This window comes from Xanthomonas hawaiiensis (assembly GCF_031834635.1).
Lineage (GTDB): Bacteria > Pseudomonadota > Gammaproteobacteria > Xanthomonadales > Xanthomonadaceae > Xanthomonas_A > Xanthomonas_A sacchari.
This window is the reverse complement of the sequence record NZ_CP115873.1, coordinates 1,770,735-1,785,048: the sequence shown is the minus strand read 5'-3', so window position 1 is coordinate 1,785,048 and position 14,314 is coordinate 1,770,735. Positions and strand designations below refer to the sequence as shown.

Annotated in this window: 11 protein-coding genes and 2 tRNA genes; 4 read left to right on the top strand and 9 right to left on the bottom strand. The window is 70.3% G+C overall.

The annotated features are described in order from the left end of the window. Window positions 1-57: 57 nt before the first annotated feature. The 4 genes from rlmB to PG878_RS07750 form a co-directional block, all read right to left on the bottom strand. Window positions 58-804, bottom strand: coding sequence for a 23S rRNA (guanosine(2251)-2'-O)-methyltransferase RlmB (gene rlmB, locus PG878_RS07765; RefSeq protein WP_209029814.1), 747 nt, complete (start codon window positions 802-804; stop codon window positions 58-60). Window positions 805-1,145: 341 nt separating this feature from the next. After that, window positions 1,146-1,613, bottom strand: coding sequence for a GFA family protein (locus PG878_RS07760; protein WP_209029813.1), 468 nt, complete (start codon window positions 1,611-1,613; stop codon window positions 1,146-1,148). Window positions 1,614-1,718: 105 nt separating this feature from the next. After that, window positions 1,719-4,058, bottom strand: a complete 2,340-nt coding sequence (rnr, locus tag PG878_RS07755) for a ribonuclease R (RefSeq protein WP_425611777.1) — start codon at window positions 4,056-4,058, stop codon at window positions 1,719-1,721. Between the two features lie 239 nt (window positions 4,059-4,297). Further along, window positions 4,298-4,382, bottom strand: a tRNA-Leu gene (locus PG878_RS07750). Window positions 4,383-4,733: 351 nt separating this feature from the next. Between PG878_RS07750 and PG878_RS07745 the strand changes: the two genes are divergently transcribed. From PG878_RS07745 to PG878_RS07735, 3 genes are all read left to right on the top strand, one after another. After that, window positions 4,734-5,189 carry a VirK family protein gene (locus PG878_RS07745; RefSeq protein ID WP_209029811.1) on the top strand — a complete coding sequence of 152 codons (456 nt, stop codon included), beginning with the start codon at window positions 4,734-4,736 and terminating at the stop codon, window positions 5,187-5,189. A 141-nt stretch (window positions 5,190-5,330) separates the two neighbouring features. Continuing rightward, window positions 5,331-6,845 (top strand): hypothetical protein, encoded by a 1,515-nt coding sequence (locus PG878_RS07740; protein WP_209029810.1) that lies wholly within the window; start codon window positions 5,331-5,333, stop codon window positions 6,843-6,845. A 189-nt stretch (window positions 6,846-7,034) separates the two neighbouring features. Next, window positions 7,035-7,119: transfer RNA gene (locus PG878_RS07735), tRNA-Leu, on the top strand. Between the two features lie 74 nt (window positions 7,120-7,193). On the opposite strand, the gene PG878_RS07730 is transcribed toward PG878_RS07735, so the two are convergent. Continuing rightward, window positions 7,194-7,391 (bottom strand): hypothetical protein, encoded by a 198-nt coding sequence (locus tag PG878_RS07730; protein WP_010343993.1) that lies wholly within the window; start codon window positions 7,389-7,391, stop codon window positions 7,194-7,196. Window positions 7,392-7,641: 250 nt separating this feature from the next. Here PG878_RS07730 and PG878_RS07725 point away from each other — a divergent pair, with 250 nt between their 5' ends. Continuing rightward, the gene (locus PG878_RS07725; protein WP_209029809.1) at window positions 7,642-7,989 is read left to right on the top strand and encodes a helix-turn-helix domain-containing protein; all 348 of its coding nucleotides are present in this window, start codon (window positions 7,642-7,644) and stop codon (window positions 7,987-7,989) included. Window positions 7,990-8,317: 328 nt separating this feature from the next. Here PG878_RS07725 and PG878_RS07720 read toward each other — a convergent pair whose 3' ends face one another. The 4 genes from PG878_RS07720 to PG878_RS07705 all read right to left on the bottom strand — a co-directional run bounded on the left by PG878_RS07720 (window position 8,318) and on the right by PG878_RS07705 (window position 14,304). Next, on the bottom strand, window positions 8,318-9,850 hold the full coding sequence (locus PG878_RS07720) for a GDSL-type esterase/lipase family protein (RefSeq protein WP_209029808.1): 1,533 nt from the start codon (window positions 9,848-9,850) through the stop codon (window positions 8,318-8,320). Between the two features lie 191 nt (window positions 9,851-10,041). Continuing rightward, window positions 10,042-11,619 (bottom strand): DHA2 family efflux MFS transporter permease subunit, encoded by a 1,578-nt coding sequence (locus PG878_RS07715; RefSeq protein WP_209029807.1) that lies wholly within the window; start codon window positions 11,617-11,619, stop codon window positions 10,042-10,044. A gap of 8 nt (window positions 11,620-11,627) precedes the next feature. Beyond that, complete coding sequence (locus tag PG878_RS07710) at window positions 11,628-12,809, bottom strand: HlyD/EmrA/EmrK family protein (protein ID WP_209029806.1); 1,182 nt, start codon at window positions 12,807-12,809, stop codon at window positions 11,628-11,630. 10 nt (window positions 12,810-12,819) lie between these two features. Next, a complete protein-coding gene (locus PG878_RS07705; protein ID WP_209029805.1) occupies window positions 12,820-14,304 on the bottom strand; it encodes an efflux transporter outer membrane subunit in 1,485 nt (494 codons plus the stop codon). Window positions 14,305-14,314 lie beyond the last annotated feature (10 nt).

Sequence of the window (14,314 nt, the reverse complement as noted above, 5' to 3'; positions counted from 1 at the left end):
TCGCCCCCGGACCCTCACCCCAACCCCTCTCCTGGAGGGAGAGGGGCTTTTGGGCACTCAGCCCATGCGCTGGCGCACTGCCTCGAACAGGGTCACGCCGGCGGCGACGGAGACATTGAGGCTCTCGATCTCGCCCGGCATCGGGATCCGCACCAGGCCGTCGCAATGCTCACGGGTCAACCGGCGCAGGCCGTCGGACTCCCCGCCCAGCACCAGCGCCACGTTGCCGCGCAGGTCCTGCGCGTACAGCGAGGTCTCGGCCTCGCCGGCCAGGCCGTAGATCCACACGCCCTGCTTCTGCAGCTCGCGCAGGCAGCGCGCGAGGTTGGTCACCGCCACGATCGGCAGGCGGTCGGCGGCGCCGGCCGAGGTCTTGCGCACGGTGGCGTTGACCGGGGCCGACTTGTCCTTGGGAATCACCACCGCCGTCACCCCGGCCGCGGCGGCGCTGCGCAGGCAGGCACCGAGGTTGTGCGGGTCCTGCACGCCGTCCAGCACCAGCAGCAGGGCACGGCCCTCGGCGGCGCCGACCAGGCCTTCCAACTCGTTTTCCGACCAGGTCCGCGCCGCGGCGTAGCGCGCGGCCACGCCCTGGTGGCGCACCGCGCCGCCGACACCGTCCAGCGCCTGCGTGTTCACCCGCCGCACGTCGATGCCCTTGCGCCGCGCGTTCTCCTCGATCTCCTGCAGGCGCGGATTCTTGCTGCCCGCCTCCACCAGCACCTCGCGCACGTTGTCCGCGTCGTTCTCGATCGACGAGGCCACGGCATTGACGCCGACGATCCACTGGTTCTGCTTGCTCATGAGGCGGGACTACGCGAAAGGAAAGCGGGCATGGTAGGGGTTGCGGCCGCTGGCGTCATGCCTGGGGGCCGGGATTGGGGATTGGGGATTGGGGATTCGGGATTGGTAGAGGCGGCTTGGCCGGACCTTCTGTTTCCCGCGAGGTCCGCGGCATGCTGTCGCGGCTGCAGGATCGCCGATGCAACGCGATCACACAGGTCGCGGCGCGGCCTTGTGGGAGGGACTTCAGTCCCGACGCGATGACGGTGAGAGCCCCGGTGTGCTGCCTGACCCCGATTACCCGACGTCGCCAGAGATCTCCCGACGACGCTCGACGCGACGTCGGCACCGCCGGTAGTACCTCAAACCGGCCAGCGCTCGGTATCGTGATCCGGATGCTGGCGCGAGACGACATCGGCCAGGAACGGGGCGGCAGCCAGATCGCCCTCGGTACGGATCGCCGACAGGCGATGCAGGGTGTCCACGAACGGCAGCTTCGCCTCGATGCCGTACTGGATCGTCGGCGGCAAGGCCTCCGGATGGTCGAAGGCGCCGGCCGCGATGGCGACGCCGTCCGGGGCCTCGTAGGTCAGCGGCGTGCCGCAGTCGGCGCAGAAGCCGCGCTGCACCAGGTTGGACGAGGCGAAGCGCCTGGGCGTGCCGCGGGTCCAGGTCAGTTCCGCGCCGCGGGTCGAGACCAGCGGCGCGTAGTAGGCGCCGAACGCCTTCTGGCACATCCGGCAGTGACAGATCGAGGCGTCGTGCAGGTTTCCACGCACCCGGAAGCGCACCGCGCCGCATTGGCAACCGCCGCCGTACTCCTGCTCCATGTCTGCTCTCCGCTGCGGACCGCATCGCGCAGGTGTCGCCCCCGCGCGATGCAAGGCAGACGCGATCGCGGCGGCCGCCAGGCGGCCGGCCGCGACGCTGCGCCGTCAGTACTTCTTTTTCTTGCGCTTGGCCGGCTGCCCACGCGGTGGCGGCGGCGGCAACTCGTCGTGTGCCGACGCGCCTTCCTCGACCAGCCGGAAGTCGATCTTGCGCTCCTCCATGCTCGCCTTCAGCACCACGATGCGCACGCGGTCGCCCAGGCGGAACTCGCGCCCACGGCGCTCGCCGGTCAGGGTCTTGCGGGTGGCGTCGAACTGGTAATAGTCCTGCGGCAACTGGGTCACGTGGATCAGGCCGTTGACCTTGGACTGGTCCAGCTCGACGAACAGGCCGAAGCTGGTCACGCCGCTGACCACGCCGTCGAACTGCCCGCCGACGTGCTTCTCCATCCACGCCGCGCGGTAGCGCTCGTCGACCTCGCGCTCGGCCTCGTCGGCACGGCGCTCGCGCTCGGAGCACTGCAGCGCCAGCGCCGCCATCGCGCGCGGCGCGTACAGGTACTTGTCCGGCGCGCCGCGGGTCAGCGCGTACTTGATCGCGCGGTGCACCAGCAGGTCCGGATAGCGGCGGATCGGCGAGGTGAAGTGGGCGTACGCCTCCAGCGCCAGGCCGAAGTGGCCGGCGTTGTCGGGCGAGTACACCGCCATGCTCTGGCTGCGCAGCAGCACCGATTCCAGCAGCGCCGCGTCCGGGCGCTCGCGCACCTTCTTCAGCAGCTTGGTGTAGTCGCCCGGCACCACCTTGCTCCACGCCGGCAGGCTCAGCTTGAACTCCTTGAGGAACTCCAGCAGGTCGGCGTACTTGGATTCCGGCGGCCGTTCGTGCACGCGGAACGGCGCCGGGATGTGCGTCTCCAGCAGGTAGCGCGCCGCGGCCACGTTGGCGGCGATCATGCATTCCTCGATCAGCTTGTGCGCGTCGTTGCGCACCAGCATGCCGGCCTGGGTCACCTCGCCAGTGTTGTCGAGCACGAAGCGCACTTCCGCGGTCTCGAACTCGATGGCGCCGCGGCGCGCACGCGCCTTGGCCAGGATCTGGTACAGCTGGTGCAGCCGCTCCAGCTGCGGCAGCACCGCGGCCACGTCCTTGCGCACCTGTTCGTCCTTCTCGCCCACCGCCTGCCACACCTGCTCGTAGGTGAGCCGCGCGTGCGAGTTCATCACCGCCTCGTAGAAGCGCGCACCGGCCACCTCGCCCTGGCGATCGATCTGCATGTCGCAGACGAAGCACATGCGGTCGACCTTGGGGTTGAGCGAGCAGATGCCGTTGGACAGCGTCTCCGGCAGCATCGGCACCACGAAGCCGGGGAAGTACACCGAGGTCGCGCGCTTGACCGCCTCGGTATCCAGCGGCGTACCCGGGCGCACGTAGTGCGACACGTCGGCGATCGCCACCACCAGGCGGAAGCCGTCGGCGTTGGGCTCGCAGAACACCGCGTCGTCGAAGTCCTTGGCGTCGGCGCCGTCGATGGTCACCAGCGGCGTCTGCCGCAGGTCCACGCGGCCCTTGATCGCCGCCGGCTCCACCGTCAGCGGCACCGCTGCGGCTTCGTCCAGCACCTCTTGCGGGAACTCGTAGGGCAGCTCGTGGCCGTGGATCGCCGCTTCCACCAGCAGCGACGGGGTCAGCTTGTCGCCCAGCACGGCGATGATCTTGCCGATCGGCGGGCGCCGCGCGTCCGGCGCGGAGGTGAGTTCGCACACCACCAGTTGCCCATCGCGGGCCTCGCCGACGGCGTCGGCAGGGATCTGCACGTTGCGCTGGATGCGCTTGTCGTCGGGCACCACGAAGGCGATGCCGGCTTCCAGGCTGAAACGGCCGATCATCCGCGTCAGGCCGCGCTCGAGCACGCGCGCGATGCTGCCTTCGCGGCGGCCGCGGCGGTCGATGCCGGTGACGTTGGCCAACGCGCGGTCGCCGTGCAGCACCTTGCGCATCTCGTACGGCGGCAGGAACAGGTCGTCGCCGCCCTCGTCCGGGCGCAGGAAGCCGAAGCCATCGGGATTGGCGATCACCACGCCGGGGATCAGGTTGGTCTGCTGCAGCGGCGCGTAGCCGCCACGGCGGTTCTGCACCAGTTGCGCCTCGCGCAGCATCGCGCCCAGGCGCTTGCTCAGCGCTTCCTTGCGCGTCGGCTCGGTCAGGCCGAGCTGCTCGGCCAGTTCGTCCAGGGTCTGCGGGCCGTCGCAGCGTTCGAGCAATTGCAGGATCGCCTCGCGGCTGGCGATCGGCTGCGCATAGCGCTCGGCCTCGCGCGCGGCGTAGGGGTCCTGGATCGGCGCGGCGGGTGCGGGGGCCACCTCAGGCGCAACTCCCCGCGGCGGCGACGGCGGGTGCAGGGGTTGCAGCGGCGGCTTGGGGCCACGGCGCAGGAAGCTGGGCATCCAGGCGGGCAAACGCGATTTCTTCGGCGTGTCGGGGGTGGAAGCGTCGCTGGAGGCGGATTTGCCGGGCTTGCCGGACTTGCTTTTGCGGGTTGTCATCCGGGCATGGTACTCCCATGCAGGGGGGCATCACCCGAATCGGGTGGGACTGGCCCCGCGGGTATGCGCCCCAGAAACGACGAAGCCCGCGTCAGCGGGCCGGTCGGTGCGAGAGTTCAGCGCTCTCGCGGTCTTGCTCTTGGTGCCCAGGAGAGGACTCGAACCTCCACGGTTTTACCCGCTAGTACCTGAAACTAGTGCGTCTACCAATTCCGCCACCTGGGCGCTGAAGGCCGCGAATTCTGCGGTGCCCGCGCCACCTTGTCAACGCCTATTTCGCATCCGCTCGCGATCGCCGGCGCCGATGCCGTGATCCCGCCGGGGCAAGCCGCCGCACGCGCATGCGCCGACCGTCGCGCAGCGGTGCCAGTGCGTACGCGTCGGCGGTGCACGCAATCGGCGCAAAACCGCAGGTGCGATGCGGATGCCGACACGGCGCTGTCACAAGCGGACCCGCTTCGAAGATCCGGCGTGACGGCGCCGGAAGTTCGCGATTTTGTCGGTTGACCCGGATCGGCGCCCCGCTAGTTTGCATCCGGCAATCCGTCGCCCTCCCCCACGCTCCGGAGCATCCCCATGCACAGCCTGTCCGCCTCCCTGCTCGCCGCCGTCCTGTTCGCCAGCGCCGCCAGCGCCTCCGCCGCCACGGCCGGCGCCGACGACGCCACGCTCAACTCCCTCACCGAGATCCAGCGCGCCCTGGACAGCGGCGCCTCGGTCGCCGTGGCGATCGACCTGAGCCAGTGCACGCCCACCTCCGGCGGCGCCACGCCCAGCCAGACCCGCGGCGGCCTGCGCATCGGCGCCTACCGCGTCACCGCCGACGGCACCCTGTCCTTCGCCGACGAGCACGTCACCGTCGGTCGCGACGGCAAGCCGATCCAGCAGTTCCTGCGCTACCAGGTGCATCCGGACAACACCGTGGACTTCAGCATGGTCGTGTTCGCCCTGCCCAGCTACCAGCAAACCGGCAGCACCCTGGGCTATCGCTGCGCGATCAACCAGGGCCTGCGCTTCAACGTCGGTTACTGACCCGCTCGGCCAGCAGGCAGGGCAGCAGGCGTCTGGAAGATGCCTGCCGCAGACTCGCGGGCCGCCTCATCTCAGGGGCGCCCCGCGAACTTGGCAGCCGTCCGCGCCGGTGCGAGACTTCCTGCCTCGCCTTCGTCCCTGGTGGCCGCCCTGTTCCGGCACTCCAAACAGCCACCTGCGCCTGCCACGGCTTGCGCCGAACTGCCGCAGCTCCTGCTGCAGGCGCTGGCTCCGCTGATGGGCAACCGTCGCCCCGAAGTCACGGAAACGTTCCTGCCCACGACCAGCGCGAACGGCCTGGCAATCATCGACCAACGGCTGCGTGCCTGGACCAGCGCTGCCTACGCAACCTGGTCGGCCGACACGCTGCAGAACATTCTGTCGTGTCCGATGCGCGAGGACGCGCGGCAGTCGTTGCTGTTCCTGGCGTGCGCGCATCCGGATGGCCGGGAACGGCAGAAGGCGGTCTGGAATCTCGGCCAGTTCCCCTGCTATCTGAGCCTGGTCGCTGCGCTGTTGCGATCCGCCGACTGGGTGCCGCAAGTGCGCTTCGCCGCGCGCGAAGCGGTCCAGCGACTGCTGGATGGCTGCAGCGCCGATGCGGTGCTGGACGCGTGGCCGCTGGTCCTGCGGCTGCAGCGATGGGAGCGCGCATCCGACGGATGGCTCGAAGCGAACGTGGAAGGCTGGATGCTGGACCCGTCCAACGACGCTCTGCTTCAGCGGGCGCGTGCGTCCACCGATCCGGCGCTGCGCGCCTGGGCCTACAGGGCGTCGATCGAACGCGAAAACACCCAGTTGCACGGGCAGGCGCTCATGCAGCAAGACCCGCGCATCGGTCTGCATGCGCTGCGCCATGCCCAGGCGACGCTCGATGCGGCATCCATCGTGGCGATCGCCGCGGCCGGATTGCATGCGCCGCACCCTGCCGTGCGCCGGGAATGCCTGCAGGCACTTGCGTCGGCGGACCCGGCGACCGCCGCCGCTGCGCTGCCGCGCGCGCTGCTGGATCGCGCGTCCGGCGTCCGCCGCCTGGCGGCCTATCTCACGCGCGAACAAGGCGCCGACCCGCGCATCGCATGGCGCGCGGCACTGGATGAGGACAGCCAGGACGCCCAGCTCGGCGCCCTCACATCGCTTGCCGAACAAGCCGAGCCCGAAGATGCGGCGCGCCTGCGCATGCGCCTGCTCGCCACGCGCGCGAGCGTGCGCCAGCAGGCACTGAAGGGCCTGTTGCGCCTGGGGCAACCGCTCCCCACGGCGACCATCGCCCGACTGCTGCAACTGGGTGGCGGCAGGGTCATGGAGACAGTGCACGACGCCATTCGGAACAGCGCGGTGACGCTCGACGATGCGCTGATCCTGCACGTCCTTGGCGATGCAGCGACGGATGCCGCTTGCCGCGCGCGACTGCACAGACTCATGCGCATGCGCAGCCTCTGGGACGGTCTGACGCAGCTGCTGGCACTGCACGTCGGCGAAGCGGACCGTCACTGGTGGCTGCTGGCGATCGACGACTGGATCGACCGAAGCGACACCTATACGCCATTGGGCGAGCGACGCAAGCGCGCGCTGCTGGACGCCATCACCGAACGCACTGCCGACCTGCCGGAGCCGCGTGCAACGAAGATCCTGGCAGCCGTGCTGCGCTATTGAGGCGGAAGCTGCGCCCTTGCCGAGGCGCATGCGCGCAGCCATCGCACGAGACGAGCGCTGCGGCGTCACGCATCGGCGGTGCCGTGGTCCGGAGCGAGCGCCGCCAAGGGCGCATCCCTGCCGACCGAATTGGCGCGACAAAGCGCTTGACAGCGTCCGCCGCCACGCGCACAATTCTCGTTCTGAGTTGCCCAGGTGGCGGAATTGGTAGACGCACTAGTTTCAGGTACTAGCGGGTAAAACCGTGGAGGTTCGAGTCCTCTCCTGGGCACCACGACCGACAGGTCGAGCATGATCTCAAAACCCGCTTCGGCGGGTTTTTTGTTGGCTGCATGCAGGCCGCGACGCTCAGCGCTGCGGCGGACGCAACGGACCGATGTCCACACGCACGCCCTTCACCCACACCGCCACCTTGTAGGCACGGTAGCCGGGGTTGTGGCGCTCGGCCGCACGCGCGGCCAGGTAGGCATTGGCGGCATGCACCAGCACCTGCAAGGACGGCTCCAGTTGCGCGACGCGCCGGAGTCTCACTTCGTAGGTGGCCATGCGCCCTCCCCCACGCACCGGCGGTCGCCGTGTCGTGCCGTTGTCGGCCGGCGCAGCGCGGCGGCGCACCGCGGCGCCGACACCCTCGTGTCCATGACGTCCTTGTCCTGCATGCGCATCCTCGCGCGTCCGTGCGTTCCGCACCGCGCGAGTATTGTATTTCCAAACAATTCGAGTCAAGCGCAGCTGTACGACAAGCCGGCGGATGCTCCATATCTTGGTAGGCCCGCCGTCCCCGAGGCCCACCGCGATGAATAGCTTCGGCGAGCGCTTGCGCGAAGCCAGAAGAGCTGCAGGGCTCACCCAGGAGCAGTTGGGCTTCGCGCTGGACGTCACCAAGTCGTCGGTCTCGGCCTGGGAGAACGACCGCGAAACGCCCAGCTTCCGCCTGCTGCCGACGCTGCGCAGCGTGCTGAACCGCTCGCTCGACGAACTGGTGTGCGGCGTGGGACCGGGCAAGCGCGTGCAGGATCTGCCCTCCGACTATCCGTTGCTGGCGCAGGATGCGCAGGAGCGCGCGCTGCTGGCGCGCTATCGCAACGCGCCGCCGGGCCACCGCGAAGCGGTATTGCAACTGCTCAAGCCAAGCGGCGGCTGAGGCGCACTCGCGGCCGCGGCCGCCTTGTGGCACATCGCGTCATGAAGGAAGGCCGCGCGTAGTAGCGGCTTCAGGGCGCCTCCAACAACGACGCAAGCCCGCCACAGGAGCGGCTTCAGCCGCGACAGGCGTTCTCGGGAAGACCCGTCGCGGCTGAAGCCGCTCCTACGAGGGTGTCACGACGTGCCTGCTTGATCTGCGGCAAAACGATTTATTAGAGCCGCGACGCGACATCGTCGGCAGCGCCTCGTCGCGGCTGAAACCGTTCCCACGAGGACGACGACCTACCCGCTGAGCGGCGGCGAAGCGCGTTGTCTGCGACTGCTTTCTAGCCGCCGACGCCGATCTCGCGCAGGGCATCGCCCCAGATGCGGTAGCCGGCTTCGCTGGGATGGGTGCTGTCCGGCATCAGTGCCGCCGGCAGCGTGCCGTCCGGCTGCAGGAACCGCGCGCCGATGTCGAGCCAGCGCACCTGTGGGTCGTGGCCGAAGCGCGCGGCCAGCAGGCGGTTGGTCTGCAGGATCGGCGCGCGCTGCGGCGCATCGGCGGCGAAGCCGCGCGGGAAGATGCCCATCAGCACGATCCGACTGCGCGGCAGGCGCCGCCGGATCTCGGCCACCACCGCGGCCACGCCGTCGGCGGTCTCCTGCGGCGTGTTGGCGCGCGCATGCTCGGTGCCGGTGAGATTGTTGGTGCCGAGGTTGATCACCACCCAGCGCGGCGCCAGGCCGTCGACCTCGCCCTGGCGCAGCCGCCACAGCACGTTCTGGGTGCGGTCCCAGCCGAAGCCCAGGTTCAGCACGCGCGCGCCGCCGAAGGTGCGCTGCCAGGCCTGCGCGCCGTTCACCCGGATCGCCTGCGGCGCGCCCGCCCAGAAATGGGTGATCGAGTCGCCGAGCATCACCACCTGCGGTTGCAGCTGGCGTGCCGCGTCCAGCGCGGCATGGTGGCGGCCGTACCAGTCGTAGGAATCCTGCTCCAGCCAGGGCACCGCGATGCGTGCGGTGTCGACGTCGGTCATCGCGTCCAGCGGCACCCGTGGCGCCTCGTCGAGCAGCCGCGCCAGGGTCGGCTCGATGGCCTCGGCCATGCGCCGCTGCCCGCGCGTGTCCGGGTGCAGCGCGCCGCTGCCCGGCCGCTGCCGCGGATCGTAGAACAGGCCCTGTTCCAGCGTGCCGTCGGCGCGCTGGAACACGGTGCCGATGTCCAGGTACGTCACCCGCGGGTTGTCGCCGTAGCGCACTGCCAGCGCGCGGTTGACCTCGGCATCGCGCGCGCTCTTCTGCGCCGACAGTCCGCTGGGCAGCAGGCCGAGCAACAGGATGCGCGTGCGCGGCAGGCGCTGCTCCAGCGTGGCCACCACCGCGTCGATGCCGCGCACGGTGTCCGCCGCGCCCTGCCCCTCGTGGCCGGTGTTGTTGGTGCCGATCAGCACCATCGCGACCTTGGGCCGCAGGCCGTCGACTTCGCCGTGCTGCAGGCGCCACAGCACGTGTTCGGTGGCGTCGCCGCTGAAGCCGAGGTTGAGCGCGCCGCGGCTGCCGTAGAAGGTCTGCCAGGTCGACTGGAAGTCCTCGTCCGGCGCCTGCGCCTTTTCGTAGTTCTGGGTGATCGAATCGCCGATCAGCAGCAGCGGCGCCTCCGGATGCGCACGCACCTGCGCCAGCACCTGTTGGTGGCGCTCGGCCCACCAGGCTTCTTGCAGGCGATCGGCCGGGGTCACCGGCACCGGCGAGGCCGCGGGCGGCGACGCGGCCTGCGCATGCGCCGGCTGCGCGCCGAGGCACAGCAGCGCGAAGACGGCCGCGCCCGGAAACGCGGTGACGAAGCGGGCGCCGAGGGCGCGGAGAAGACGCTGCATGGGGGGGGCTGCCGAAGGCTGCGGAGCGCCGATTCTGGTGCGCGGGCCGCGGCAGCGGCAAGTGTCGCGGCGCCGGGGCGCCACCCCGGGCACGCATGCTGGACGACACGCCATCGTGCAATGGAACGCACGCGACGCGATCGCATCGCCGGCGCGGACTGTCTCCGGTCCGCGCCGGCCGAACCCCGGCCTCAGTGGCCGCCGGCCGCCGCCGCGCCACCACCGCCGCCGAACGGCGGCTTGGCCAGCCACAGGAAGAAGATGATCCCGAGGAAGGTCCAGCCCAGCAGGTAGAAGATGTCGTTGAAGCCCATCTGCGAGGCCTGGTGGTTGATGGTGTTGTTGAGCAGCGCCGCGCCGTTCTGCAGGCTGCCGTTGCCCATCATCTGCACCTGTTCCTGCATGCCCGGCGTGTAGGTGGAGATGTGCTCGGTCAGGTGCGCATGGTGCAGCTGCGTGCGCTTGGCCCACAGGTAGGTGGTCAGCGAGGCGGCGAAGCTGCCGCCCAGCGTGCGCAGGAACGTGGCCAGGCCGGAACCGGCGGCGATCTCGCGCCCGTCCAGGTCCGAGAGCAGGATCTGCAGCACCGGCATGAAGAACAGCGCCACGCCCACGCCCATCAGCAACTGCACCCCGGCCACGTGCGGGAAATCCACCTGCAGGTTGAAGTCCGAGCGCATGAAGCTGGTGGTGGCCATGAAGATGAAGGCGATGCTGGCCAGCAGCCGCAGGTCGAAGCGCGAGGCGTACTTGCCGACGAACGGGGTCATGATCACCGGCAGGATGCCGATCGGCGCGGTGGCCAGGCCGGCCCAGATCGCGGTGTAGCCCATGTCGCGCTGCAGCCACTGCGGAATCAGCAGCGACACGCTGAAGAACGCCGCGTAGGCCACGATCAGCGCCATGGTGCCGGCGCGGAAGTTGCGGTGGCGGAACAGCCGCAGGTCGACGATCGGATCCTTGTCGGTCAGTTCCCAGATCAGGAACACCGCCAGCGCCACCGCCGAGATCGCGGCCAGCACGACGATCTTGGTCGAATTGAACCAATCCTCGTCGTTGCCCAGGTCCAGCACCACCTGCAGGCAGCCCACGCCGATGATCAGGGTGATCAGGCCGACGTAGTCCATGCGCGGGCGTTCGGTCGGCTCGGGACGATCGCGCAACTGCGCGCCGACCACGGTGGCGGCGATGATGCCCAGCGGCACGTTGATCAGGAAGATCCATTCCCAGCTGTAGTTGTCGGTGATCCAGCCGCCGAGGATCGGCCCGGCGATGGGCGCGACCACGGTGATCATCGCCAGCAGCGCCAGCGCCTGGCCGCGTTTCTCGCGCGGGTAGATCGACACCAGCAGGCTCTGGGTGATCGGGTACATCGGGCCGCAGACGAAGCCCTGCAGGGCGCGCGACACCACCAGCATGCCCATGCTCTGGGCCAGGCCGCACAGCAGCGAGGCCGCGGTGAAGGCCAGCGTGGCCCACACGAACAGCTTGGTCTCGCCGAAGCGGCGGCTGAGGAAGCCGGTCAGCGGCAGCGCGATGGCATTGCTGACCGCGAACGAGGTGATGACCCAGGTGGCCTGCTGCGAACTGGCGCCGAGGTTGCCGGCGATGGTGGGCAGCGACACGTTGGCGATGGTGGTGTCGAGCACCTGCATGAACGAGGCCATCGCCAGGCCCACCGTGCACAACGCCACACTGGCCGGGCGGAACCCGACGGCCGGTGCGCCCGGAGCCCCGGGCGCGGCAGGAGCGGCAGCTTGGTTGGACATGGCCGGGCTCAGTTCGCCTTGGCGGCGTCGGGCAGGTTGGCGTGGATGATCTGCTTCACGGCCGCGTCGGCCTGCTGCAGCTGCTGCGCATAGACGTCGGTATCCAGCAGCGTGCCGCTGGCCGGCTTGGTCGGCAGCACCCCGCCGTTCTGGTCGTGCAGGTTGACGTCGGCCTTCATCGACAGGCCGATGCGCAGCGGGTGCTGCTCCAACTGCTTGGCGTCGATGGCGATGCGCACCGGCACGCGCTGCACGATCTTGATCCAGTTGCCGCTGGCGTTCTGCGCCGGCAGCAGCGAGAACGCGCTACCGGTGCCGATGCCCAGGCTCTGCACGGTGCCGCGGTAGGTCACCGCACCGCCGTACACGTCCGACTCCAGTTCCACCGGCTGGCCCAGGCGCATGTGCTTGAGCTGGGTTTCCTTGAAGTTGGCGTCCACCCACACCTGGTTCAGCGGCACCACCGCCATCAGCGCGGTGCCGGGCTGCACGCGCTGGCCGACCTGCACCGAGCGCCGCGCCACGTAGCCGGACACCGGCGCAACGATGGCGCTGCGGGCGTTGTTGAGGAAGGCCTGGCGCACCTGCGCGGCGGCGCCCTGCACGTCGGGCTGGTCGGCCACGCCGTTCTCGTCGATCAACGCGCGGTTGCGCGCCAGGGTCTCGCGCGAGCCGCTGACCGCGGCCTCGGCGGCGGCCAGCTGGTCGCGGGCATGCGCCAGCTCTTCGGCGGAGATCGCGCCGGTGGCGACCAGGCTGGCGCGGCGGGCGACGTCGGCGCGGGCGCGCTGCAGGGTCACCTGCTGCGCGGACAGTTCGGCCTGGGCGCCCTCGACCGAACGGTACAGACCGCGTACCTGGCGCACGGTCCGCGCCAGATTGGCCTCGGCCTGCTGCAGCGCGACCTCGGTGTCGGCCGGGTCGAGCTTGACCAGCGGCTGGCCGCGCTCCACGCGCATGCCGTCGTCGGCGTCGATGCGCACCACGGTGCCGGCCACCATCGGGGTGATCTGCACCAGGTTGCCCTGCACGTAGGCGTCGTCGGTGTCCTCGTGCCAGCGGCCGACCAGGAAGTACCAGATCGCCAGCGCGATCAGCACCAGCACCACTACCACGGCCAGGCCGCGCAGCAGCTTGCCGCGCCGGCTGGGGGCGGGAGCGGAGGAAGCGGGGGTCGTTGTCTGATTCATTGCAGCGATCTCAGGAATGCGAAGGTGCGGAAGAAGAGCTCGGCGCGTCAGCGGCGGAGGTGGCGTCGTAGCCGCCGCCCAGCGCCTGATTCAGGCGCACCGAGACCAGGATCTGATTGGCTTGCAGGGACGCCAGGCGCTGTTGCGCGTCCAGCAACTGCTGCTGCGCGCTGAGCACGTCCAGGTAGTTGCCGATGCCGGCACGGTAGCGCTGCTGCGACAGGTCGAAGGCGGCCTGCGCGGTCTCCAGCGCCTGCGCCTGCTGCTGCGCCTGCTCGGCCAGCGAGCGCGCGGCGTTGACCTGGTCGGCCACCTCGCGCAGCGCCGCCACCAGGGTCTGGTTGTAGTTGGCCACCGCCAGGTCGTACTGCGCGTCGCGCTCGGCCAACTGGCTGCGCAGCCGCCCGCTGTCGAACAGCGGCAGGCTCACGCCGGGGCTGAGCAGGCCCAGCACCGAGGAACTCTTGAACAGGTCGCCCGGGTTGGTGGCGGCGACGCCGCCCAGCAGGCTCAGATTGATGCTGGGATAGAACTGCGCCTTGGCCGCATGGATGCCCTGCGAGGCGGCTTCCACCCGCCAGCGCGCGGCGACCACGTCGGGCCGGCGGCCGAGCAGGTCGCTGGGCAGCACCGACGGCACCCGCGCGGCCTGCGGATCGAGCAGGCGCGGCCGCTCGATCTGCAGCCCGCGGTCCGGGCCACGGCCGAGCAAGGCCGCCAGCGCGGTGCGCGCTTCGTCGATCTGCTGCTGCGCCGCCGCCTGCTGCTGGCGCGCCGCCGGCACCCGCGCCTCGGCCTGGCGCAGTTGCAGGTTGCTGTCGATGCCGGCATCGCGGCGCTGCCGCACCAGCGTCAGGCTGTTCTCCGAGCGCGCCAGTTCGGCGCCGGCCAGGTCATACAGATGCCAGGCGTAGCCCAGCTGCGCGTAGGCGCGGGCGACGCCGGCCGACAGGTCCAGGCGCGCGGCCTGCGCGTCGACCTCGGCCGCATGCGCCTGGTCCACCGCCGCCTCCCACGACGCACGCTTGCCGCCCCACAGGTCGAAGCCGTAGCTGAAGTCCAGCAGCGCCTGTTCGTTGTGGATGTACTTGCCGCCGATCTCGTCGCCGACCAGGCCCTTGGGCAGTTGCAGGCCGGTGTAGCCGGCCGACAGCGACAGCTTGGCGCCGCGGTCGGCATCGGCGGCGCCGGCCTGCGCCTGCGCCAGGCGCAGTCGCGCGTCGGCGGCGCCCAGGCTGGGCGTGCCCTGCAGGGCCTCGGCGATCAGCGCGTCGAGCTGCGGATCGCCCAGCGCCTTCCACCAGTCCTGCTGCGGCCACGGCGCCGGCGCCAGTGCGTCGGCGGCCAGGGTCTTGTCGATGTGCAACTGGCGGTCGGCATCGAGCCGGCGCCCCTGCGGTTCCAGGCCACGGCTGCTGGCGCAGGCCGCCAGCGCCAGGGTGAGGGCCGCGACCGCGAATGGACGCAGGCGGAAAGGAGAAGAAGACAGAGTCATGTGGGCGGGT

Coding starts and splice junctions, on each gene's coding strand:
- rlmB (WP_209029814.1), bottom strand. CDS start 804: ATGAGCAAGCAGAACCAGTGGATCGTCGGCGTCAATGCCGTGGCCTCG.
- PG878_RS07760 (WP_209029813.1), bottom strand. CDS start 1,613: ATGGAGCAGGAGTACGGCGGCGGTTGCCAATGCGGCGCGGTGCGCTTC.
- rnr (WP_425611777.1), bottom strand. CDS start 4,058: ATGCCCAGCTTCCTGCGCCGTGGCCCCAAGCCGCCGCTGCAACCCCTG.
- PG878_RS07745 (WP_209029811.1), top strand. CDS start 4,734: ATGCACAGCCTGTCCGCCTCCCTGCTCGCCGCCGTCCTGTTCGCCAGC.
- PG878_RS07730 (WP_010343993.1), bottom strand. CDS start 7,391: ATGGCCACCTACGAAGTGAGACTCCGGCGCGTCGCGCAACTGGAGCCG.
- PG878_RS07725 (WP_209029809.1), top strand. CDS start 7,642: ATGAATAGCTTCGGCGAGCGCTTGCGCGAAGCCAGAAGAGCTGCAGGG.
- PG878_RS07720 (WP_209029808.1), bottom strand. CDS start 9,850: ATGCAGCGTCTTCTCCGCGCCCTCGGCGCCCGCTTCGTCACCGCGTTT.
- PG878_RS07715 (WP_209029807.1), bottom strand. CDS start 11,619: ATGTCCAACCAAGCTGCCGCTCCTGCCGCGCCCGGGGCTCCGGGCGCA.
- PG878_RS07710 (WP_209029806.1), bottom strand. CDS start 12,809: ATGAATCAGACAACGACCCCCGCTTCCTCCGCTCCCGCCCCCAGCCGG.
- PG878_RS07705 (WP_209029805.1), bottom strand. CDS start 14,304: ATGACTCTGTCTTCTTCTCCTTTCCGCCTGCGTCCATTCGCGGTCGCG.